This is a genomic window from Amycolatopsis sp. NPDC051106 (assembly GCF_040682775.1).
Taxonomy (GTDB): Bacteria; Actinomycetota; Actinomycetes; order Mycobacteriales; family Pseudonocardiaceae; genus Amycolatopsis.
On sequence record NZ_JBFBBQ010000054.1, the window covers coordinates 1 to 22,238 of the forward strand.

A 22,238-nucleotide genomic window follows, 5' to 3' on the forward strand; every position below is an offset into this window, starting at 1 on the left:
CGTGATCAGGTGCCGCAAGGTACGTGCTACGTCAACCGGGCCGTGTAGCAATTACCCGTGCACACGCCCCCGCGGGGGGCGGCACTTTCACGTGAAAGTGCCGCCCCCGAAGTTCTCTCCCCAACCCCCACCGAAGGAACTCACCGCCATGAAGTGGAAGACCAGACTCGGAGCCGGGGTCACCGCCCTGGCCGCCGTGATGGGTGTCGTGACCGCGCCCGCGGCCACCGCCGCGCCCGCCACCGCGCTCGCCGCACCGGACATCTCGCTGGCCAACATCAAGACCCACCTCAACCAGCTGCAGACCATCGCCAACAACAACGGCGGCACGCGCTCGCCGCGCGGCGCCGGTTACGCGGCTTCCGTGACCTACGTGGAAAACCTGCTCAAGAACGCGGGGTACACGACGACCCGCCAGACGTGCACCAGCTGCATCGGCCAGTCGCAGAACCTCATCGCGGAGTGGCCGCAGGGTGACGCGAGCCAGGTCATCATGCTGGGCGCGCACCTCGACAGCGTCAGCGCCGGCCCCGGCATCAACGACAACGGCTCCGGCAGCGCGTCGATCCTCGAGACGGCCCTGACGCTGGCCCGCACCAACCCGGCGATGGCCAAGCGCGTCCGGTTCGGCTGGTGGGCCGACGAGGAGTCCGGCCTGGTCGGCTCGAAGTACTACGTCAACAACCTGCCGAGCAGCGAGCGCACGAAGATCAAGACCTACCTCAACTTCGACATGATCGGCTCGAAGAACTGGGGCTACTTCGTCTACGACGACGTCGCTTCGGTCAAGGCGATCTTCGACGAGTACTTCTCGTCGATCGGCATCCAGACCGAGGGCGACAGCGAGGGCGACGGCCGGTCCGACCACGCGTCCTTCAAGAGCGCGGGCATCCCGGTCGGCGGCCTGGCCACCGGCGCCGGCGACATCAAGAGCTCCGCGCAGGCGCAGAAGTGGGGCGGCACCGCGGGTGCGGCGTTCGACAACTGCTACCACCGCGCGTGCGACACGACGTCGAACATCCCGGACGCGCCGCTGGAGAAGAACAGTGACGCGATCGGGTACGCGCTGTGGAAGCTGGCCGTCGCGACGACGCAGGGCAACGACTTCTCGGTGAACCTGAACCCGACCGCCGGGACCGTCCAACCCGGACAGTCGCTGCAGGTCGCGGTGAGCACCGCGACGACGTCCGGCAGCGCGCAGTCCATCTCGCTGTCGGCTTCGGGCCTGCCCGCGGGTGCGACGGCGTCGTTCAGCCCGGCCACCGTGCAGTCCGGCGGTTCCTCGACGCTGACCATCGCGACTTCCGCGTCGACGCCGACCGGCACCTTCCCGATCACCGTGACGGCCGACGGCGCGAGCGTCGACCACACGGCGTCGTTCTCGCTGGGTGTCGGCACTTCGTCGTGCGCGCCGGTGACCAACGGGACGCGGCTGACCATCCCGGACTACCCGGGTGCCGCGGTGAACAGCACCGCGACCGTCGGCGGCTGCGCGCGCAACGCGTCGTCGACGACCAAGGTCGAGGTGCACATCACCCACACCTACCGCGGTGACCTGGTCCTCGACCTCGTCGCCCCGGACGGCACGGCGTACCGGTTGAAGAACTCCAGCAGCGACTCGACGCCGAACCTCGACACCACCTACACCGTCAACGCCTCGTCCGAGGTCGCGAACGGTGCCTGGCAGCTGCGGCTGCGCGACGTCGGCCCGGCCGACACCGGTTACCTGTCCTCCTGGACGCTGACCGTCTGACCCACCCCGGGGGCGGCACTTTCACGTGAAAGTGCCACCCTCGGTAATTTGTCTAGACCACCCGATCGTAGGTAGTCAGCGGTTCCCGGCGGCACCTATCTTGAGCGGACACGCCGCGTTCGCCCTCAACGACGATGGGAGCCGGTATGTCCGGTCGTAGAACCCGCCTGTTCGGAACCCTCTTGGCGGCGGTGCTGGCCGTCCCGCTGCTCGTGTCGGCCCCCGCGCAGGGGGCGGTGTCGGCCGACACGTGCGCGGTGAAATCCCGCCCCGCCGGGAAGGTTCTCCAGGGCTATTGGGAGAACTGGGACGGCGCCGCCAACGGCGTCCACCCCGGGATGGGCTGGGTCCCCATCACCGACAGCCGCATGGCGCAGCACGGCTACAACGTCATCAACGCCGCCTTCCCGGTGATCCGGTCCGACGGGACCGTGTTGTGGGAGAACGGGATGGACGCCGGTGTCAAGGTGTCGACGCCCGCCGAGATGTGCGCCGCGAAGGCCGCGGGCGCGACACTCCTGATGTCGATCGGCGGCGCGGCCGTCGGGATAGACCTGTCTTCGTCCGCGGTGGCGGACAAGTTCATCGCCACGGTGGTCCCGATTCTGAAGCAGTACAACTTCGACGGGATCGACATCGACATCGAGACCGGGCTGACCGGCAGCGGGAACATCAAGACGTTGTCGGCGTCGCAGTCGAACCTGATCCGGATCATCGACGGCGTGCTCGCGCAGATGCCGTCGAACTTCGGGCTGACGATGGCGCCGGAAACCGCGTACGTGACCGGCGGCAGCATCACGTACGGCTCGATCTGGGGCGCGTACCTGCCGATCATCAAGAAGTACGCGGACAACGGCCGGCTGTGGTGGCTGAACATGCAGTACTACAACGGGTCGATGTACGGCTGCTCGGGCGATTCGTACCAGGCCGGGACCGTGCAGGGCTTCACCGTGCAGACGCAGTGCCTGAACCAGGGCCTGGTCATCCAGGGCACGACGATTCGCGTGCCGTACGACAAGCAGGTTCCGGGCCTGCCTGCCCAGCCGGGCGCGGGCGGCGGGTACATGTCGCCGAACCTGGTTTCCCAGGCGTGGCGGTCGGTTCCGGGGCTGAAGGGCCTGATGGACTGGTCGATCAACTGGGACGGCTCGAAGGGCTGGACCTTCGGCGACAACGTCAAGTCCCTGCAGGGCCGCTGACGGCTACGAGTCGCCGGCCGGGATCGGGTCGTCGTACTCGCCCGACGGGCCGGCGTACTCGCGGCCGTTCGGGAACGGCCAGGGGTTCGGGACGCAGCCGTGCAATCCGAGCGTCTGCTGCTCCATCACCGGCGCCGGCCGGCCCGCGCCCGGGCACAGCTCGTGGCCGTGGCCGAGCCGGTGCCCGGTTTCGTGGGTGACCATGTACTGGCGGTAGACGTCGATCGGGGCGCCGTAGTCCGGGACGGCGTTGGCCCAGCGGGCGATGTTGAGCACGACGTTGCTGCCGTTGCGGCAGGAGGTGTAGCCGTCCGGGGAGCCGCCGCACAGCTTGTCGCGGCTGGCCGGGGTGGCCAGGTAGATCGTGAAGTCGGCGTCGTCGTCGGGCCCGACCTGCTGCAGCCGCCACTCGCCGCCGCCGGTCCAGCCGCGCGGGTCGCCGAGGATGCCGCGGATGGCCTTGGCGAACGCGGCCGGCCCGACGCCGTCGATGTCGGTCTCGAGCGCGATCCGGTACCGCATGAGCTTGCCCTTGGTGCCGGCCACCTCGTCACTGCCGGGGGTGAACATCCACTGGCCGGAGCCGGTCCGCGGGAAGGTGATGGCGACCTCGACGGGTGCGGCCTGGGTGACGGGCGCCCGCTCGTCGGGCGGCGGCGGCACGGAAGTGGCCTCCCCGATGGCCATGACCACGGGCCCGGCCGCCGGCGCGGCGACGGGCTGCTGCTCACAGGCCGTCACGGCGCCGATCACCGCCAGTGCGAGCACGGCGACGGCCGCGGCCCGTCTCGCGGTTTTGGGCATGGGTCCTCCCGAACATGCGGCTTCACCAGTGAATACGGCCCGCGTACGGGAAAAGTTGCGGTGACCCCGGGCGACAGTGTGTCACCGCAGCTCAGCGGACCCCAGTGTGACGGGCGCCACTGCGCCCCAATGTGGCGTTGGTTGCGTGAGACGCACCCAATGTGGCGTTCGGTGCGTCTGACGCACCGAACGCCACATTGGGGCGCTTGAGCCGGGGTGTCAGGAACCGGCGGCGGCCCACCAGGCTTCGTCGAGCTCGCCGCGCGCCACGATCTCCGCGGGGCCCGACAGCGTCGAATCGCCGCGGGACACCGTCACCTCGACGCGGCCGCCGGGAACGTCCACCGTGGACGCTCCCGTGTCCGTGCCCGCCAGGTGCAGCGCGGCCGCCACCGCGGCCACCGTGCCCGTTCCGCACGCCCGGGTCTCCCCCACCCCGCGCTCGTGCACGCGCATCCGCAGCGCGCCCTCGCCGAGGCGGTTGACGAACTCGAGGTTCACCCCGTGCGGGAAGACGTCGTGGTCGAAGTCGGGCTGGTCGCGCAGGTCGAGGTCCGCGACGTCGTCGTCGAGCAGCGACACCAGGTGCGGGTTGCCGACGTTCACCGCCACGCCGGAAAACGGCCGGCCGGCCACCACCGTCACCGAGGTGCCGGTGATCGCGGCCGGTCCCATCCGGACCGTCACCGAGCGATCCGGGTGCACCACCACCGGGCGGTCGCCGGCGCGGGTGCCGATGACGAACTCGCCCTCGGTCTCCAGGCCCGATTCGACGAGGTAGCGGGCGAACACGCGGGTGCCGTTGCCGCACATCTCGGCGATCGACCCGTCGGCGTTGCGGTAGTCCATGAACCATTCGCCCGCGGACGGGATGTCCAGCGCCGCGGCGCGGACGACGCGCAGCACGCCGTCGGCCCCGAGGCCGCGGTGACGGTCGCACAGCGCGGCGACCCTCGCCTCGGTCAGGTCGAGGCGGCCCGCCGCGTCGGGGAGCAGCACGAAGTCGTTCTGCGTGCCGTGCCCCTTGAGGAACTCGATTCCGCCCATAGGGGCAGATTACCGCCCCAGGGTATCCAGGACGCGGTCGGCCAGCCCGGCCTCCGCGCCGTCGTACCAGTGGATCCGCTGGTCGCGCCGGAACCAGGACCGTTGCTTCCGGACGAAGCGCCGCGTGGCCTGCGCCGTCGCCGCGGCGGCCGCGTCGAAGTCGCCTTCGCCGTCCAGCTCGGCGAGCACCTGCTGGTAACCCAGCGCTCGCGACGCCGTCTTCCCTTCGCGCAGGCCTTCCTTCACGAGTCCGCGGACTTCGTCGACCAGCCCGGCCTCGAACATCCGCCGGACGCGCTCGTTCACGCGCTCGTCGAGCTCCTCCGGCAGCCGGTCAATGCCGATCACGACCGTGCCGTAGCGGGCCGGCCCGGGCTTCGGCAGGTTCGCCGAGAAGGGCTCGCCGGTGATCTCGATGACCTCGAGCGCGCGCACGATCCGGCGGGTGTTGGTCGGGAGGATCGCGGCCGCGGCGGCCGGATCGCGTTCACCCAAGCGGGCGTACAACGCCGGGGTGCCGAGCGAGACCGCCTCCGCGTCCAGCCGGGCGCGCACGGCGGGGTCGGTGCCCGGGAACCGCAGGTCGTCGAGCACGGCCTGGACGTAGAGACCGGACCCGCCGGTCAGCACCGGCACCTTGCCGGCGGCCAGGAGCCGCTCGATCTCGGCGCGCGCGTCGCGCTGGTAGGCCGCGACGGACGCCGTCTCGGTCACGTCCAGCACGTCGAGGAGGTGGTGCGGGACGCCGCGGCGCTCGGCGTCGGTCGCCTTCGCGGTGCCGATGTCCATTCCCCGGTAGAGCTGCAGCGCGTCGGCGTTGACGACCTCGCCGCCCAGCTCCAGGGCCAGCTCCACGGCCAGCGCGGTCTTGCCGGTGGCCGTCGGCCCGACCACCGCCACGGGACGGGGTCCGGACGTGCTGCTCACGGCGGCTGACGATACCTGCGGGCCGACACGGAGCGTCCACCGGAAGTAGGATCACGAGCTTCGGATGGCCCATCCAGTACCACGGTGCGCGCTGAGCTGCTTGAATGCCGCGTGGGGCCGTAGCATCCGAGCACGGCCCGTGACGACCGCACTACCCGGCCCCGCTTCCGCGGCGGGGCGCCCGCACCAGCGGGCGTACAGGCGATAAGGAGCCTGCGATGGCCCAGGAGAACACTTCCACCGGTACCCCGGCCCCGCACCCGGTGCCGCACGCGCTGCACGCCGGGCACGCCGCCCCGCCCGTGCCGCTCGCCGAGACCACCCCGTCCACCTGGGGCCGCATCGACGAAGAGGGCACCGTCTACGTCATCACCGCCGAGGGTGAACGCGCGGTCGGCGTCTGGCAGGCGGGCAGCCCCGACGAGGGCCTGGTGCACTACGCCCGCCGCTTCGACGACCTGCGCACCGAGGTCGAGCTGCTGGAGACCCGGCTGGCTTCCGGGGCCGGCGACCCGAAGCACGCGCTGTCGAGCGCCACCCAGATCCGGGACGGCCTGGCCGAAGCCGCGGTGGTCGGCGACCTGGCCGCGCTCGCCGCGCGGCTGGAGTACGTCATCGGGCACGCCGAGAAGGCGCTGGCCAGCGCGAAGCAGGAGCGCGAGGTGGCCCGCGCGGCCGCCGTCGCCCGGAAGCAGGAGCTGGCCGAAGAAGCCGAGAAGATCGCCGCCGACTCCACCCAGTGGAAGGCGGCGGGCGACCGGCTGCGCGCGATCCTCGACGAGTGGAAGACGGTCAAGGGCGTCGACCGCAAGACCGACGACGAGCTGTGGAAGCGGTTCTCGAAGGCCCGGGAAGGGTTCAACCGCCGTCGCGGGTCGCACTTCGCGGAGCTGGACAAGCAGCGCGCCTCGGCCAAGACGCGCAAGGAAGAGCTCATCGCCGAGGCCGAGGCCATCAGCGAGTCCGAGGACTGGGGCGAGACGGCGGGCCGCTACAAGGACCTGATGACCGAGTGGAAGGCCGCCGGCCGCGCGCCCAAGGACAGCGACGAGGCACTGTGGCAGCGGTTCCGCGCGGCGCAGGACAAGTTCTTCGCCCGCCGGTCGGCGGTGTTCTCCGAGCGTGACGCGGAGTTCACGCAGAACGCGACCCGCAAGGAAGAGCTGCTGGTCGAGGCCGAGAAGATCGACGCGGCCGCGAACCTGGAAGCCGCGAAGAACGCACTGCGCAAGATCCAGGAGCAGTGGGACGAGATCGGCAAGGTCCCGCGCGAGCGGATCCGCGAGCTCGACGGCCGGCTGAAGGCGGTCCAGGACGCGGTGAAGTCGGCCGAGGACTCCCGCTGGCGCCGCACGGACCCGGAGGCGCAGGCCCGCGCCGCGCAGTTCCGCGAGCGCGTGGCCCAGTTCGAGAGCCAGGCGGAGAAGGCGCGTGCCGCCGGGGACGAGCGGCGGGCCAAGAAGGCCGACGAGCAGGCGGCGCAGTGGCGCGAGTGGCTGCAGGCGGCGGAGGCGGCGATCGCGGATCGCTGAGTCCGGCTCGGCTTGTCCACAGCGGCACCGTGATGTGGACAAGCCGGCCGCCCGGCGCTGGTTTTCGGTGGTTCGTGGGTGGGTGCCGATACGCTGGAAGCGGGGTCGCCCCCAGGGAGGGCGGGGGCCGCTCGGCAAGCGGACGGTTAACGCGTCACCCGAAGCGGTGTGACGCCCTCCCCGGCCGGGGGTTTCCGGGCGCTTTCCCGCCCCGCCGGTGCTCCACTTCGATCATGAGCAAGACATCGAACCTCGTGTCCGCACTGGTCATCGCCTGCACCGTCGCGCTCGCCGCCCCGGCCGTCGCGCTCGCGGCCACCGGCCCTGCCCACGCCGCCGTCCAAGGCAAGAAGCACAAGGCCAAGGTCGAGGCCAAAGCCGACAAGAGCCGCGTCAAGGTCGGTGAAGAGACGAAGATCAAGGGCACGTTCGCCGACCTCGGCGGGCAGGAGAGCGTCGCCGGCGGCGAACCGGTGATCGTGCAGCAGTTGCAGGCCGGCGTCTGGGTCAACCTCAGCACCGGCACCTGCCGGCCGAACGGGAACTTCGTGTTCAGCCTCAGCTTCAGCCTGCGCGCCACCCTGAGCCTGCGCGTCTACCACCCGGAGACCGACCTCTACGTCAGCGCGGTCTCCAGCGTGTTCAGCGTCGTGGTGGTCTAGTTCCGAGAGAACGCCGTCCGCATCCACGACACCGCGAGGCAGATCATCGCGATCCAGGCGATGATCAGGCCGTACCCGGGTCCGCCGCCCGCGGCTCCGCTGGCGTGCGACGACTGCTGCGACCAGATCGCCAGCAGCCCGTCCACCGAGGCGAACCAGCCGCCGGCGGCGCACACCCAGGCCAGCCACCAGCGGCGCGTCACCAGCGCCAGCGCCGAGGCGAGGATGCCGACGGCGGTCGACGTCGCCGCGAACAGCTGCGGGATGCCGCCGCCCTCGCCGGCCAGCACCTGCCAGCCCGCGTGGTCGCCGACCCACGGCAGGAGCAGGCAGATCAGCAGCACGAACGCGAACACGGCGATGGTGAACCCGCGCCGGCCCAGCTCCACCGTGCGCGACGCGCGGTCGCCCACCTCGTCGATCTCGGCGGCCAGCTCGGCCAGCTCGCCGTTGCCCTTGGACTCGGTCACAGCGCACACCCGCTCACCGGCTCCGGCTGGGCGGCCGGCGCACCGAAGCCCGGCAAGCCCAGCGTGACGCCGCTCGTCTTCGGCCGGAGCCCCGCCTCCGCGTTGTCGCCGGCCCGCGTCCGCCGGTGGGACAGCAGGTCGCCGTCGGCGACCAGGTGGTGCGGGGCGCCGTAGGTCACGATCGTCTCGACGACGTCGCCGGGGCGGACGGCTCGGTCCACCGCCGCACCGGACGGCGTGAAGTGCACCAGGCGGCCGTCGCGGGCGCGGCCGCTCATCCGGTGCGTCTCGGCGTCCTTGCGGCCCTCGCCCGCGGCGACGAGCAGCTCGACCCGGCGGCCGACGATCTTCTTGTTCTCTTCCCAGGAGATCGCGTTCTGCAGTTCGACCAGGCGCTCGTAGCGTTCCTGCACCACGGCCTTGGGCAGCTGGTCCGGCATCGTCGCGGCCGGCGTGCCGGGGCGGATCGAGTACTGGAAGGTGAACGCGCTGGAGAAGCGGGCCTGCGCCACGACGTCCAGGGTCGCCTGGAAGTCCTCCTCCGTCTCGCCGGGGAAGCCGACGATGATGTCGGTGGTGATGGCCGCGTCCGGCATCGCCGCGCGGACCTCGTCGAGGATCTTCAGGAAGCGCGCCGAGCGGTAGGACCGCTTCATCTCGCGCAGCACCCGGTCGGACCCGGACTGCAGCGGCATGTGCAGCTGGTGGCAGACGTTCGGCGTCTCGGCCATGGCCTCGATGACGTCGGAGGTGAACGAGGCCGGGTGCGGTGAAGTGAAGCGCACGCGCTCCAGGCCGTCGATGGCGCCGGTCGCGCGCAACAGCTTCCCGAAGGCCAGCCGGTCGCCGAACTCGACGCCGTAGGAGTTCACGTTCTGGCCGAGCAGCGTGACTTCGAGCACGCCCTCGGCGACGAGCGCCTCGACCTCGGCGAGGATCTCGCCGGGCCGCCGGTCGCGTTCCTTGCCGCGCAGGGCGGGCACGATGCAGAAGGTGCAGGTGTTGTTGCACCCGACCGAAACCGACACCCAGCTCGCGTAGGACGATTCACGGCGCGCGGGCAGCGTGGAGGGGAAGGTCTCGAGCGATTCGAGGATCTCCACCTCGGCCTCGGCGTTGTGCCGGGCGCGCTCCAGCAGCGTCGGCAGCGAGCCGATGTTGTGCGTCCCGAAGACGACGTCGACCCAGGGCGCCCGCTTGACGATCTCCCCGCGGTCCTTCTGCGCGAGGCACCCGCCGACGGCGATCTGCAGGTCCGGGTTCGCGACCTTGTCCGGGCGCAGGTGGCCCAGGGTGCCGTAGAGCTTGTTGTCCGCGTTCTCCCGGACGGCACAGGTGTTGAACACGATGAGGTCGGGCTTGGCCCCGTCTTCGACAGGGGCGTACCCGGCTTCCTCGAGCTGCCCGGCGAGCCGCTCCGAGTCGTGCACGTTCATCTGGCAGCCGAAGGTGCGGATCTGGTACGCCCTGGGTGCCTGTGTCTCGGTCATCGTCGTCCAGGGTAACCCCCACCTGACCAGGTAAAGCCGCCGCCCGCCCTGCCGTTCCCCAAGCGCGCCCACGCACGAGCCAGGCCAGCCGGACCGCGGACCAGCACCACCACCTCCGACGACGGTCTACCCAGTTCGAGATGGCGTCGTCGGCGCGTTGCTGCTCCCCGGGGTAGAAGTTTGCGCCGGGCTCGAGGGGAGGCCAGGTACAGACTTGGGTTTTCCACTGACACAGGAGTCGACGAAGAACTGCCGTATTTGTTCCTGCCACGCGGCAGTTGTGCCGCCACCACTGATGTCCGAGGGGAAATCACCGGGATTTTTGAGGCCATCCCAGGCTTTGCCGCAGCGGTCGCCGTTGATGACCGGTCCTTCCTGGGAAGCGAGCAACTGGTGGGTGTCAGCACCTTGCTGGGCGACCTTGCGCAGGTAGGACATGCGTTCGTCGTACGTGGCGGCACTGCATCCGGACAGGCCGAGAAGTGCGGCCGCGAGAATTACCACAAAGATCGGGTTCCTGGTGTGCACGATGATCAAGGATATGGAGGGTAAGGGTCGAAGACGACCGCCGCTACGGTGACAAGGTGAGTGAAGTCAACCGGGCGCGCGAAAAGAGCGACCACTTGCACGAGCACGTCGACATGATCAAGCATTATCGCGCCGACGGTCGCGGCAGTTATGAACCTGCGACCTCTGGGAAGTCTTGTTCGACGCCGATTACCTCTTGCGGTGTGTCAATTCAGCTGACCCCTTCAGGGCAAACGCCTCACCGCGACATCACCGGTTCAACCCGGCCCCGGTCAGCAGCGCGGCCATGCTGTGAGGCGCGTCATCGCCGAACATGACCGCGTAGATGTCCTCCTCGCCCGATTCTGCGGCCGCACGCTCGAACATCGTCTTTTCGTACTCCGTGAGCGCCGTCTCGATGTCGTCCGGGTGCGCGGCGAGGGACTGGCCGAGGTCGGCGCCGTCCAGCATGGCCAGGTTGGCTCCTTCGCCGTTCGGGGGCATCAGGTGGGCCGCGTCGCCGAGCAACGTCACCCCCGGCACGCGGTCCCAGCGATGCCCGGGCGGCAGCGTGAACAGGCGGCGCACGACCGGCGGTACGTCGCTGTCGGTGATCAGCGCGGTCAGCTCGGGAGCCCAGCCGGAGAACTCCTCGATGACCCGCGCGGGATCAACGCCGTCCAGCCAGTCCGGCGGCTTCCGCAGTTGCGTGTACGCGTGCAGAGTCCCGCCACTTTCGCGGTGCGCCAGGATGCCCTTGCCCGGCGCGAGCGCGAACAGCGATCCGGCGCCGACCGCTTCCGCGGCGGCGGGATGGCGGGTGTCGCCGTCGAACAGGAACGTCTCGACGACCGTGAAGCCGACGTACGAAGGACTCGCGTCGGAAAGCACCGGACGCACTCGCGACCACGCGCCGTCCGCGCCGACGAGCAGGCTCGTCACGATCGTCGTCCCGTCGGCCAGGCTCACCTCGTGCCGTCCTGAGCCGAGCGCCCGCACACCGGTGGCCTTGTGCCCCCACCGGACGATGCCGTCCGGCAGGGAATCCAGCAGCAGCTGCCGCAGCTCGCCACGCTGGACCTCGGGACGCTCGCCCGTGCCGTCGTCGGGCCGGTCGGCCAGCACGGTCCCGTGCCGGTCGAGGACCCGGTACGACTCGCGGCCCGGCAGGACCAGCGCGCGGAACTCCGCGATCAGCCCGGCCGCCTCGAGCGCCGGCTGGCCGTTCCACGGGTGGATGTCGAGCATCCCGCCCTGCCGGCGCGCGGCCGGCGAAGGTTCCGCCTCGTAGACCGTGACCGGAATGCCGTGCCGGTGCAGGACGCGGGCCAGCACCAGGCCGCCGAGGCCGGCGCCGATGATCGTGACCGTCATGGTTGCCTCCGTGGGTGGATCGCCGATCCAATCAGGCTAGCACGAGTTTGGATCGGCGATCCACCCATGCGATGATGCGGTCATGACGAAGAGGCGCGCCGACGGGCTGTCCCCGGAGCTGATCGTCGAGGCCGCGAAAGAGCTCCTCGACGCCGGCGGTGAGACCGCGTTGACCTTCCGGGCGCTCACCACCCACCTGAGCACCGGCTACGGCGCGATCTACCACCACGTCGCGAACAAGAGCGACCTGCTCGCGGCGGCCACCGACGACGTCATCGCGAGCGTCATGACCGGCGCCGTCGTCGACGCGGAGCCGCGGGAAACGCTGCGCACCGTCGCGCTGGGCCTGTTCGACGCGATCGACGCGCACCCTTGGGTCGGCGCGCAGCTCTCCCGGGAGCCGTGGCGCCCCGCCCTGCTGGCGATCTACGAACGCATCGGCGGGCTGCTCGACGCGCTCGGCGTGCCCGGGCGAGCGCTCTTCGACGCCGCGGGCGCGCTCGTCAACTACGTCCTCGGCGTCGCCGGGCAGAACGCCGCGAACGCCCGGCTCCTGAAGTCCGGCGAGGCGGACCGATCGGTGTTCCTGAGCAAGGTCGCCCAGCAGTGGGCGGAGCTCGATCCGGAGCGGTATCCGTTCGTGCACAAGGCGTCGGCGCAGCTGCGCGAGCACGACGACCGCGAACAGTTCCTCGCCGGCGTCGACATCTTCCTGGCCGGGATCGCCACCTTGCGCTGAGCCTCGGTGCGACGGCCCGGGAGCCGCCACACCGAGGGCCGGTCACCAGCCGACGGCCACCAGCAGCCACTGCGGGTCTCCGTGGGAGACGAACGAGGACTGGCCGGCCACGTCGTCGTACGGGAAGCCGTACGCCAGGTGGTTGATGCCGTGGTCGTGCCAGTACTTCGCGTAGTAGTTCGCCGGAGCGGCCTGGTAGTAGTTCGCCGGGTCCTGCTGCTGCGACGCCGGCAGCTGCGCCGTGTGCCGGTTCAGCGCCGCGCACATGTTCGGGTTCCCCGCCAGCGAGCCGGCGCAGCCGGTGATGTTCGACGTCGGCTCGTTGACGCCCACCGACTGCGCGTAGGCGGTGAAGTAGTTCGCGTAGCGGCCGCCCGTGCGGAAGTCCGGGGCGCTGCCGGGCGCCGGGATCCGGTACGGCGCGTTCACCGTCGCCAGGCCCTTGAACTCCGTCGGCACCTCGGCCTGGAACCTGGCGAAGGTGGCCGCCCGGTCCTCCTGGAAGGTCCCGTAGTCGTCGCCCACCTGGACGTCGTAGCCGTCGTGCGCGTGCAACCGCATGGCCAGCTTCAGCGCGAACGCGTCCACCCGGGTGGTGTTGCCGTTGAACACGTCCGGGCCGACGGTGAACTCGATGAAGTCGGCGTACTGGCCGTTCGGGGTGCCGAGGTAGAAGTACATCCGGCCGGCGGAGTTGGCCGGCATGTCGATGTAGGGCTGCTCGGCGATCGAGTGGGTCTGGCCGCCGAAGTTCCAGTACACCTGGCTGTCGGGGTACTTGCCGTTGGTCCGGTTGAGCACCTTCACGGTGAGCACGTTGCGCGCGGCCGGGATGCTCGCGGTGTCACCCCAGAACGAGTCCGGCGGGGTGCCCGCGCCGGGCTGCGTGGTCCCGCCGCCGCTGCCGAACACCTGGAACTCCCACAGCGAGACGCCGTACGGGGTGGCCCGCGCGGTCGTGGCGAGGCGCACGTACCGCCCGGTTCCGGTCACGGCCAGCGTCTGCGTGCCGCCGGTCCCGGTCGTCGTCTGGTACACAGTGGACCAGGCAGAACCGTTGTCGGACAGCTGGATCTGGTAGGCGGTGGCGTAGGCGGCCTCCCAGTTCAGCACGACCCGGCTGACGGTCGCCGCGCCGCCGAGGTCGACCTGGATCCACTGTGGATCGCTGAACTGCGACGACCAGCGGGTGCCGGTGCTGCCGTCCACGGCCGCGGAAGCGGGTGTCCCGGCGTTCTCCACCGAGGACGCCGTGGCGGCCTTTCCCTGCGAGATCAGGCTGTCCGCCGCGTTCGCCGACGGCGCGGCGATGCCGAGCACGGCGACCGCCAGCGCCGCCGCGAGCGTCGCCAAGCGGGTTCCGGGGCCGCGGCGGAGGCGCCGCGGCAGGGTGGTCGAGGGCATGGGTTCCTCCCTGGCCGGGAAAGGGACGGACCCGCCGCCGGTCAGGGGACGGCGTCGTCCGGCTCGCCCCCTGAGCGCCGGGCGGATGCCCTCGAGGGCCGGCGGGGGACGACGGTGAAAAGGTTCATACCACCGCCCCCGGCCTGTCAACCCTTGACAGTTCCGGGCCGCGGGGCGATCCTCGGAACCGGTTCCACCTCGAAATCCTCTGCGTGGCGCCGCCACCCGCCCAGAGGCCGGCTCACCGGGAGTCAGCCATGTCCAGCGGTGCCCTTCGAACGACCGTCGCGACCGTTCTCGGGAACGACGGCCGTCGCCCGGCACCCCTGCGCCCATTCAGTCCACTGTGGACTCAAGCCACGAGGTCGGCCAGCACCGCCGCGGCCGCCCGCTGCCCGGACACCAGCGCGCCCTGCACCGAGGGCGTGTCCCGGTGGTCGCCGCAGACGTACCGCCCGGGAGCGACCCGCACCGGACGCCGCAGCGGGGCGCCGGGGCCGAACACCGGCAGCGCCTTCGGGATCGCGTACGTCCGCAGCAGCTCCCACTCCCGCGTGTCGGTGTCGTAGATCCGCGCCAGCCGCCGGCGCACCCGCGGCTCCAGGCCGGGCTCGGCCCGGTCGGGCACCGAAGCGGCGATCAGCGCCGACCCGGGCGGGGCGTACCCCGGCGCCACCTCGCTGAGCACCGCCGTGTTCACCAGCAGCTCGTCGAGGCCGTCGACCAGCAGCGTCGGCGACCGCAGTGGCGCCACCCCGGCGCGGTAGTAGAAGGTCGTCACCGCGTGCCAGCCCGGCGCCTCGACCCCGGGCAGCAGCCGCGCGGCCGTGTCCCCGTCGGTCGCCACAACCACGGCCCGCGCGGGGACGTCTTCGCCGTCGCGCGTGCGCACGCCGTCCTCGGTGATCGCCTCGACCTCGACGCCCGTGCGGACCGGCACCCCGGCCGCCAGCTGACGCGGCAGGGCCTGCATCCCCTCGGCCGGCAGCACGCCCCCGCCGCGCAGGAAGCTGCGCCAGATGAGGTGGAACAGCCGGCTCGACGTCGCCAGCTCCCGGTCGAGGAACACCCCGGCGAGGAACGGCCGCAGCACCTCCTCGATCGTCGACCGCGTCAGCCCCCAGCGTCGCAGCTCCTCGGCGGTACTGCGCCCGTTGTCGGCGCGGTCGGCCTTCAGCACGTCACGGGCCGCGAGCGCCGCCATCCGCGCGCCGTCGGCGGGCCGGCCCGCGACGAACTCCGCGGCGCCGCGCACCGCGGGCAGGCCGTGCCACGGGCCGGCGAGCCAGCGGCGCCCGGAAGCGGTCATCGCGATCGTGCCGCGCGTGAACGGGCGCGGCCGCAACGCACCGACGTCCGCCAGCCGCCGCAGCGCCGGGTACGCGGGCAGCAGCACCTGGAACCCGCGGTCGAAGCGGAAGCCGTCGACGACGTCGGTGCGCACCCGGCCGCCGACCTCGTCGCCCGCCTCCAGCACCGTGACCTCCGCCCCGGCGCCGCACAGCCGCCGCGCCGCGCTCAGCCCCGCCAGCCCGCCACCCACGACGACCACGTCCATGCCGCGCTCCCTCCGTCCTCCGCAGAATGCCCGGATCGCCCGCCACCAACCACCGGAGCGCCGGATCTGGCACGATCGGGCCGTGGCCAGGACGCGACGGGGGCGAGTGCTCGCGATGGCGGCCGCCCTGCTGCTGGTGCTGGCTTCCTGCAGCGCCGGCTTCGGCGACCTCAAGCTGCGGATCGCCGCGGGCAACCCGGGCGGGGTCTACGACAAGCTCGCCCAGACCCTGGCCACGGCGTGGGCCTCGGGCCTGGACATCGAGCGGCCCGCCGTGCTGCAGACCCAGGGTTCGCCCGACAACCTCGACAAGGTGCTCGCCGGGAAGGCCGACGTCGCGTTCGTCGCCGCGGACGTCGCCGCCGACCGGTACAAGCAGGACCCGCGGCTGGCCACCCTCGCCCGGATCCACGACGACTACCTGCACATCGTCGTGCGCACCGACTCCGACATCCGGACCGTCGAGCAGCTGCGGGGCCGGAAGATCGCGATCGGCTCGCCGTCTTCGGGGGTCGAGTACATCGCCACCCGGCTGCTGGAGGTCACCGGGCTCACCGGGTCGGTCACCACCAGCGCCCGCGGCCTCGACGACTCGATCAAGGCGCTGCTCGGCGGCGACATCGACGCGTTCTTCTGGTCCGGCGGCCTGCCGACGCCCAGCCTGGTGAAGTACAACGAAAAGCAGTCCCTGCGCCTGCTCGACATCGCCGACGTGATGCCGAAGATGCAGGAGGTCAACCAGGTCTACGGCACCGCGTCCATCCCGGCCACCACCTACAACCAGCCGGGCCCGGTGACGACGCTGCTGGTGCCGAACTTCCTCGTCGTCCCGAACTCGATGAGCGACGACGTCGCCGAGGCGCTGGTCAGCGGCCTGTTCGACGCCCGCCAGCAGCTCGCGGTGGCCAACCCGGCGGCGCTGTCGATCGACGTCCACCCGGGCATCGAGACCCAGCCGATCCCCCTGCACCCCGGCGCGATGCGCTACTACCGGGCGAAGAAGACCTAAGCCGCCGGGAACGTCATCGCGATCCGCAGGCCGCCGCCTTCGGGCAGGTCCAGCGTCAGCTCGCCGTCGGAGTGCGCGGTCAGCTCGCTGACGATCGCCAGGCCCAGCCCCGACCCCGGCACGTTCTGGTGCGCCGGGCTGCGCCAGAACCGGTCCAGCGCGCGGTCGAGCTCCTCGGGCGGCAGCCCCGGCCCGTGGTCGCGCACCGACAGCCGGACCCGGTCGCCGTCGCGCTCGACGGCGATCCGGATCTCGGTGCCGGACGCGGTGAACTTGAGCGCGTTGTCGAGCAGCGCGTCCAGGATCGTCTCGGCGCCGCGCGGCGGCATGCGGACCCGGGCCCCGTCGCCGGCGGCGTCGACGACCAGCCGCACGTCCCGGGCTTCGCCGACCACCGACCAGTCGGCGACCCGCTCGGCGACGACCTCGTCCAGCACCACCGGGTCCAGCTCGCCGCCGGACGCCTCGGCGCGGGCCATCGAGAGCAGGCCGTCCAGGATCTGGTGCAGCCGCCCGGCGTCGACGCGCGCGGCCTCGAGGTCGGCGGCGGCCGGCTCGTCGTCGACGTGGCCGTCGAGGTTCCCGAGCCGGATCTTCAACGCGGTCAGCGGGTTGCGCAGCTGGTGCGAGGCGTCCGCGACGAACGCCCGCTGCGCGGCCAGCGCGCCCGACACGCTCTCGGCCATCCGGTCGAAGGAGCGGCCGAGCTGCCGCAGCTCCGGCGGGCCGCCGCCCTCCCCCACCGGCTCGGCCTCCCGCCCGCTGACCACCGAGGCCACCAGCGCGCCGGTCGCGTCGTCGAGCCGCTTCACCGGCTTCAGGATCCACCGGACCACCGGGATCGCCACGGCCAGCGCGAGCACGAAGGCGAGGATCCCGCCCGCGGCGAGCAGCAGCCACCACCACAGCACGGCGGCGCGCTCGGAATCGGTGGCCGACACGGTGAGCACCGCCCCGCGCACCTCGCCGTCGGCGAGCACCGGTTCGGCGAGCACCAGCGGCGTCGAGTCCCACGGCATCAGCACGCCGGCCGGCTGCGAACGGCGGCCGGCCAGCGCTTCGTGGACGGGGTCGCTGATCCGCTCGTCCTGCAGGTCGATCCGCGCGGCGGCCGGGCCGAGCGAGGTGACGACCGGTTTGCCGTCCTGGTCGACGACCACCACCCGGACGCCGTACACCTCGGTGTAGCGGCGCACGTCGGGCTCGATCAGGTACGGCTTGTTGTCCAGCAGCGGGCGCTGTGCCAGCGACGCGAACCGGGCGGTGTCGGTCAGCCGGTCGAGGAAGAGGTCCTGCTGCGCGCCGGCGGCGATCGAGATGGCCAGCGGGATGCCCAGGCCGAACACCAGCAGCGCGACCAGGGTCAGCACGATGCCCTGCAGCCGGACGCGCACGCCGTCAGCTCCGGGCGGTCTGGCCGCCGAGCCGGTAGCCGACCCCGCGCACCGTCTCGATCAGCGCCGGGCGGCCCAGCTTCGTCCGCAGGGTCGCGACGTGGACGTCGAGCGACCGGCTCTCCGCGGGCCCCCGGTGCCCCCACACCTCGGTGAGCACCTGCTCGCGCGAGCACACCGCGCCGCGCGCGCCCGCGACGAGGGCGAGCACCTGGAACTCCTTGCGGGACAACGCGATCGCGTTCCCGTCGACCAGCACCTCGTGCCGGGCCAGGTCGACGCTGACGTCTCCGACCGTGATGACGACGGGCTCGCTGACCGCGTGTTCCGGGCGCCGCCGGCGCACCGCCTCGACGCGGGCGAGCAGCTCCTCGACGTCGTAGGGCTTGACCAGGTAGTCGTCGGCGCCCGCGCGCAGGCCCCGGATCCGGTCGTCGACCTCGCCGCGGGCCGACACCACGATGATCGCGACGTCGCTCACCGCGCGGATCTGGGTGCACAGCGTCACGCCGTCGATGTCCGGCAGGCCGAGGTCGAGGAGGATGACGTCGACCTCGTGGACGCGCTCGAGGACGCCGGCGCCGGTGGCGAGCCGGGCGATCGCCAGGCCGCGGCGGGCCAGCGCCGGGATGAGCGCACCCGCGACCCGGTCGTCGTCCTCCACCAGCAGCACCCGCACCCGTCCGCCTCCCATGGTGACCTGCTCCACCGGCCGGTAGCGCCGAACTCTAGTGACCACGCGGCCCCGCGCGCACGAGCCACCCGAGCAGTCACGCTCGGTGATCAGGGGGCTACAGTACCCCTGATCACCGCAAAATGGACATCGATACGCAGTTGAAACCCTAAGTATTGCTCAACTCGGCTTGCCAGCCGGTGCAGCAACGGTAGGTTCTCGCCATCGCGGGTGACCCACGCCGCATTCGAACGACCCTGGAGGCCAGATGACCGCGGAGGTGGCGGCGCCGATGATCAAGGCGTCCGCCGTGAACAAGTACTTCGGCGACCTGCACGTGCTCAGGGAGATCACGCTCGAGGTACCTCGCGGCCAGGTCCTGGTGGTGCTGGGCCCGTCGGGGTCGGGCAAGTCGACCCTGTGCCGGGCGATCAACCGCCTCGAGCCGATCAACTCGGGCGATATCGCCGTCGACGGTGTCCCGCTGCCCGCGGAGGGCAAGGCCCTGGCGGCGTTGCGCGCCGACGTCGGCATGGTGTTCCAGTCGTTCAACCTCTTCGCGCACAAGACGATCGTCGAGAACGTCATGCTGGCGCCGATGAAGGTCCGCAAGGCCTCGAAGGACGAAGCGCGCAAGACGGCGATGGAACTGCTGGAGCGCGTCGGCATCGCCAACCAGGCCGACAAGTACCCGGCGCAGCTCTCGGGTGGCCAGCAGCAGCGCGTCGCGATCGCGCGGGCGCTGGCGATGCGGCCCAAGGTCATGCTGTTCGACGAGCCGACCTCGGCCCTGGACCCGGAGATGGTCCAGGAGGTCCTCGACGTCATGACCGGCCTGGCCAAGGACGGCATGACGATGCTGGTCGTCACCCACGAGATGGGCTTCGCCCGCCGGGCAGCCGATCGGGTGATCTTCATGGCCGACGGCGAGATCGTCGAGGACACGACACCCGAAGAGTTCTTCACCGCGCCCAAGAGCGAGCGCGCGAAGGACTTCCTCGGCAAGATCCTGACTCACTGAACACTTTTCCCCGGCCCGCGTGGCCGGGCGAGATTCGGAAGGAACCTGAGAGACGATGCGGTTGAACCGAGTTCTGCAGGTCGGCGCGGTCGTGCTGGCCGCCGGGCTGACCCTGACGGCCTGCGGCGGCGGCTCCGGCAGCGGCAGCGGCGCGAGCGGCGACAAGAACCTGGTCCAGCGGGCCAAGGACAACAAGAAGCTGACCATCGGCATCAAGTTCGACCAGCCGGGCCTCGGCCTGAAGAAGCCGGACGGCACCTACGCCGGCTTCGACGTCGACGTCGCGAAGTACATCGCGAAGCAGCTCGGTGTCGAAGAGTCGGGGATCACCTGGAAGGAAGCGCAGTCGGCGCAGCGCGAGGACCTGATCAAGAAGGGTGAGGTCGACTTCATCGTCGCCACCTACTCGATCACCGACAAGCGCAAGAACGACGTCTCCTTCGGCGGCCCGTACTTCATCGCGCACCAGGACCTGCTCGTGCGGTCGGACAACACCGACATCACCGGTCCCGAGTCGCTGACCGGCAACAAGAAGCTCTGCTCGGTCAAGGGCTCCACCCCGGCGCAGAACGTGAAGACGAAGTACGCCAAGGAGGTGCAGCTGCAGGAGGTGGGCAAGTACACCGACTGCGTGACCGCGCTCCTCAACGGCTCCGTCGACGCGATGACCACGGACGACGTGATCCTCGCCGGTTACGCCGCGCAGCAGCCCGGCAAGCTGAAGCTGGTCGGCAAGGGCTTCACCGACGAGAACTACGGCGTCGGCCTGAAGAAGGACGACGCGGACGGCAAGGCCGCCGTCAACAAGGCCATCCAGGCCATGGAGCAGGACGGTTCCTGGCAGAAGTCGCTGGAGAGCAACGTCGGCCCGTCGGGCTACAAGATCCCGGCCGCGCCGGCGATCGCTCCCTGATATCCGGTTCTGAAGTCGAACGGTGCGCCGTGCAAGCGGCGCACCGTTCCCGTTACCGAGGCCAGGTTGGACAACCGTGTTCGATTTCCTCAGCAATCCTGACTACGACCTCGTCGGCGCGTTCTGGACGACGATCCAGCTGACGTTCTTCTCGGCGATCGGCGCGCTGATCTGGGGCACGATCCTCGTGGGCATGCGCGTCAGCCCGGTGCCGATCATGCGCGGCTTCGCCACCGTGTACGTGAACGTCTTCCGGAACACCCCGCTGACCGTGATCATCATCTTCACGTCGCTGGGCCTGTCTTCCACGCTGGGCGTCAACCTGGCCGCATCCGACTCGCCCACCTCGCTGGCCGACAACGCGTTCCGGCTGGCCGTGCTGGGCTTCATCGTCTACACGGCGACCTTCGTCTGCGAATCGCTGCGGTCGGGCATCAACACCGTCCCGGTCGGCCAGGCCGAAGCGGCGCGGGCCCTGGGCCTCAACTTCACGCAGGTGCTGGGCCTGATCGTGCTGCCCCAGGCGTTCCGCGCGGTGATCGCGCCGCTGGCGAACGTCCTGATCGCGCTGTTGAAGAACACCACGGTCGCCTCGGTGATCGGCGTCGCGGAGGCGTCGCTGCTCATGTCGACGATGGTGGAGAACGAGTCCGACTCGCTCTTCTACGTCTTCATCCTGTTCGCCCTGGTGTTCGTCGCGCTGGTCCTGCCACTCGGCCTGCTGCTCGGCTGGGTCGCCAAGAAAGCCGAGGTCAAGCGATGAGCACGCAGTCCGTTCTCTACGACGTCCCCGGACCGAAGGCCAGGACCCGCAACTTCCTCTACTCCGTGCTGTTCGTGCTGGTCCTGCTGCTGGTGGCGTACTTCGTCTACGACGGCTTCGCCAAGAAGGGCCAGTGGGCGGGTGCGCTCTGGAAGCCGTTCATCGAGGGGTCGACCTGGACCCAGTTCCTGCTGCCGGGCCTGCTGAACACGCTCAAGGCGGCCGGGCTGTCCATCGTGATCGCGCTGCCGATCGGTGCCCTGCTGGGCGTCGGCCGGCTGTCCGAGCACAAGTGGGTGCGGATCCCGGTCGGCGCGGTGGTCGAGTTCTTCCGGGCCATCCCGGTGCTGCTGCTGATGGTGTTCGGGGCGTCGCTGTACGCCTACTACACCGACATCAGCCCGGACACCCGCCCGCTGTTCGCGGCCGTCACGGGCCTCGTGCTCTACAACGGCTCCGTGATGGCGGAGGTCTTCCGGGCGGGCATCCTGTCACTGCCGAAGGGACAGACAGAGGCGTCGTCGGCGCTGGGCCTGCGCAAGACCCAGACGATGGTCAGCATCCTGCTCCCCCAGGCCGTGACCCTGATGCTGCCGGCGCTGGTCAGCCAGCTGGTGGTCATCCTGAAGGACACGGCGCTCGCCGGCCAGCTGACGATCGGCTACGACGAGCTGATCCGCGGCTCCGGGCCGATCACCGGCAACTTCAACAACACGATCCCGACGCTGATCGTCATCGCGCTCATCTTCATCGCGCTCAACCTGCTCCTCTCGTGGTTCGCCTCGTGGCTGGAGCGGAAGCTGGCGCGCCGGAAGAAGGCACCGCGGGGAGCCAAGCCGCTGGAAGGCCCCCCGGCCGCGGTGACGGCGGCGACCGACTTCGCCACCGGCAACAGCTCGGCCTGATCTCGGATCACCGGAAGCGGGTGAGTGCGCGGCAGCGCGCTCACCCGCTTTTCGTTTGCCCCGATCGAGGCTCGCCGGGGTTGTCGTACCCGGG

Annotated in this window: 21 protein-coding genes and 1 pseudogene; 10 read left to right on the plus strand and 12 right to left on the minus strand. The window is 70.8% G+C overall.

Annotation, left to right across the window (positions count from 1 at the left end):
- Nucleotides 1-148: 148 nt before the first annotated feature.
- Together AB0M83_RS32095 and AB0M83_RS32100 are read left to right on the plus strand one after the other, a co-directional pair.
- Entirely contained in the window at nt 149-1,753 is a 1,605-nt protein-coding gene (locus tag AB0M83_RS32095) for a M28 family peptidase (RefSeq protein WP_364522608.1), read from the plus strand.
- 146 nt (nt 1,754-1,899) lie between these two features.
- Nucleotides 1,900-2,952, plus strand: coding sequence for a chitinase (locus AB0M83_RS32100; RefSeq protein WP_364522610.1), 1,053 nt, complete (start codon nt 1,900-1,902; stop codon nt 2,950-2,952).
- Between the two features lie 3 nt (nt 2,953-2,955).
- Here the strand turns inward: AB0M83_RS32100 and AB0M83_RS32105 are convergent, their stop codons facing one another.
- From AB0M83_RS32105 to miaA, 3 genes are all read right to left on the minus strand, one after another.
- Complete coding sequence (locus AB0M83_RS32105; protein WP_364522612.1) at nt 2,956-3,756, minus strand: DUF3152 domain-containing protein; 801 nt, start codon at nt 3,754-3,756, stop codon at nt 2,956-2,958.
- A 219-nt stretch (nt 3,757-3,975) separates the two neighbouring features.
- Entirely contained in the window at nt 3,976-4,803 is an 828-nt protein-coding gene (gene dapF / locus AB0M83_RS32110; RefSeq protein WP_364522614.1) for a diaminopimelate epimerase, read from the minus strand.
- A 9-nt stretch (nt 4,804-4,812) separates the two neighbouring features.
- The gene (gene miaA / locus AB0M83_RS32115; protein ID WP_364522616.1) at nt 4,813-5,730 is read right to left on the minus strand and encodes a tRNA (adenosine(37)-N6)-dimethylallyltransferase MiaA; all 918 of its coding nucleotides are present in this window, start codon (nt 5,728-5,730) and stop codon (nt 4,813-4,815) included.
- Between the two features lie 218 nt (nt 5,731-5,948).
- Between miaA and AB0M83_RS32120 the strand changes: the two genes are divergently transcribed.
- On the plus strand, nt 5,949-7,262 hold the full coding sequence (locus tag AB0M83_RS32120) for a DUF349 domain-containing protein (RefSeq protein ID WP_364522618.1): 1,314 nt from the start codon (nt 5,949-5,951) through the stop codon (nt 7,260-7,262).
- A gap of 233 nt (nt 7,263-7,495) precedes the next feature.
- Complete coding sequence (locus AB0M83_RS32125) at nt 7,496-7,924, plus strand: hypothetical protein (RefSeq protein ID WP_364522620.1); 429 nt, start codon at nt 7,496-7,498, stop codon at nt 7,922-7,924.
- On the opposite strand, the gene AB0M83_RS32130 is transcribed toward AB0M83_RS32125, so the two are convergent.
- The 4 genes from AB0M83_RS32130 to AB0M83_RS32145 all read right to left on the minus strand — a co-directional run bounded on the left by AB0M83_RS32130 (nt 7,921) and on the right by AB0M83_RS32145 (nt 11,765).
- A complete protein-coding gene (locus tag AB0M83_RS32130) occupies nt 7,921-8,394 on the minus strand; it encodes a hypothetical protein (RefSeq protein ID WP_364522622.1) in 474 nt (157 codons plus the stop codon). The two genes, AB0M83_RS32125 and AB0M83_RS32130, sit on opposite strands and share 4 nt — an antisense overlap.
- Complete coding sequence (gene miaB / locus AB0M83_RS32135) at nt 8,391-9,884, minus strand: tRNA (N6-isopentenyl adenosine(37)-C2)-methylthiotransferase MiaB (RefSeq protein ID WP_364522624.1); 1,494 nt, start codon at nt 9,882-9,884, stop codon at nt 8,391-8,393. Before miaB ends, AB0M83_RS32130 begins: the two co-directional genes overlap by 4 nt.
- A 126-nt stretch (nt 9,885-10,010) precedes the next feature.
- Nucleotides 10,011-10,421, minus strand: coding sequence for a hypothetical protein (locus AB0M83_RS32140; protein WP_364522626.1), 411 nt, complete (start codon nt 10,419-10,421; stop codon nt 10,011-10,013).
- Nucleotides 10,422-10,661: 240 nt separating this feature from the next.
- A complete protein-coding gene (locus AB0M83_RS32145; RefSeq protein ID WP_364522628.1) occupies nt 10,662-11,765 on the minus strand; it encodes an NAD(P)/FAD-dependent oxidoreductase in 1,104 nt (367 codons plus the stop codon).
- 82 nt (nt 11,766-11,847) lie between these two features.
- Between AB0M83_RS32145 and AB0M83_RS32150 the strand changes: the two genes are divergently transcribed.
- The gene (locus tag AB0M83_RS32150) at nt 11,848-12,504 is read left to right on the plus strand and encodes a helix-turn-helix domain-containing protein (protein ID WP_364522630.1); all 657 of its coding nucleotides are present in this window, start codon (nt 11,848-11,850) and stop codon (nt 12,502-12,504) included.
- Nucleotides 12,505-12,546: 42 nt separating this feature from the next.
- Here the strand turns inward: AB0M83_RS32150 and AB0M83_RS32155 are convergent, their stop codons facing one another.
- The 3 genes and pseudogenes from AB0M83_RS32155 to AB0M83_RS32165 all read right to left on the minus strand — a co-directional run bounded on the left by AB0M83_RS32155 (nt 12,547) and on the right by AB0M83_RS32165 (nt 15,466).
- A complete protein-coding gene (locus tag AB0M83_RS32155) occupies nt 12,547-13,209 on the minus strand; it encodes a glycoside hydrolase family 64 protein (protein ID WP_364522713.1) in 663 nt (220 codons plus the stop codon).
- A gap of 174 nt (nt 13,210-13,383) precedes the next feature.
- A pseudogene (locus AB0M83_RS32160) lies at nt 13,384-13,908 on the minus strand (discoidin domain-containing protein); the annotation flags it as partial.
- Between the two features lie 352 nt (nt 13,909-14,260).
- A complete protein-coding gene (locus AB0M83_RS32165; protein ID WP_364522632.1) occupies nt 14,261-15,466 on the minus strand; it encodes an NAD(P)/FAD-dependent oxidoreductase in 1,206 nt (401 codons plus the stop codon).
- A gap of 82 nt (nt 15,467-15,548) precedes the next feature.
- Here AB0M83_RS32165 and AB0M83_RS32170 point away from each other — a divergent pair, with 82 nt between their 5' ends.
- Nucleotides 15,549-16,475 (plus strand): TAXI family TRAP transporter solute-binding subunit, encoded by a 927-nt coding sequence (locus tag AB0M83_RS32170; RefSeq protein ID WP_364522634.1) that lies wholly within the window; start codon nt 15,549-15,551, stop codon nt 16,473-16,475.
- Here AB0M83_RS32170 and AB0M83_RS32175 read toward each other — a convergent pair.
- Complete coding sequence (locus tag AB0M83_RS32175; protein ID WP_364522636.1) at nt 16,472-17,869, minus strand: HAMP domain-containing sensor histidine kinase; 1,398 nt, start codon at nt 17,867-17,869, stop codon at nt 16,472-16,474. The genes AB0M83_RS32170 and AB0M83_RS32175 overlap by 4 nt on opposite strands.
- Before the next feature lie 4 nt (nt 17,870-17,873).
- Nucleotides 17,874-18,548 (minus strand): response regulator transcription factor, encoded by a 675-nt coding sequence (locus tag AB0M83_RS32180; protein ID WP_364522715.1) that lies wholly within the window; start codon nt 18,546-18,548, stop codon nt 17,874-17,876.
- Nucleotides 18,549-18,834: 286 nt separating this feature from the next.
- Between AB0M83_RS32180 and AB0M83_RS32185 the strand changes: the two genes are divergently transcribed.
- From AB0M83_RS32185 to AB0M83_RS32200, 4 genes are all read left to right on the plus strand, one after another.
- The gene (locus AB0M83_RS32185; protein WP_364522717.1) at nt 18,835-19,563 is read left to right on the plus strand and encodes an amino acid ABC transporter ATP-binding protein; all 729 of its coding nucleotides are present in this window, start codon (nt 18,835-18,837) and stop codon (nt 19,561-19,563) included.
- Nucleotides 19,564-19,618: 55 nt separating this feature from the next.
- On the plus strand, nt 19,619-20,476 hold the full coding sequence (locus AB0M83_RS32190; protein WP_364522638.1) for a glutamate ABC transporter substrate-binding protein: 858 nt from the start codon (nt 19,619-19,621) through the stop codon (nt 20,474-20,476).
- 76 nt (nt 20,477-20,552) lie between these two features.
- Nucleotides 20,553-21,239, plus strand: coding sequence for an amino acid ABC transporter permease (locus AB0M83_RS32195; protein ID WP_364522641.1), 687 nt, complete (start codon nt 20,553-20,555; stop codon nt 21,237-21,239).
- Nucleotides 21,236-22,144: an amino acid ABC transporter permease gene (locus tag AB0M83_RS32200; protein WP_364522644.1), complete on the plus strand. Its 909-nt coding sequence runs from the start codon at nt 21,236-21,238 to the stop codon at nt 22,142-22,144. The genes AB0M83_RS32195 and AB0M83_RS32200 overlap by 4 nt, the downstream gene beginning before the upstream one ends.
- Nucleotides 22,145-22,238 lie beyond the last annotated feature (94 nt).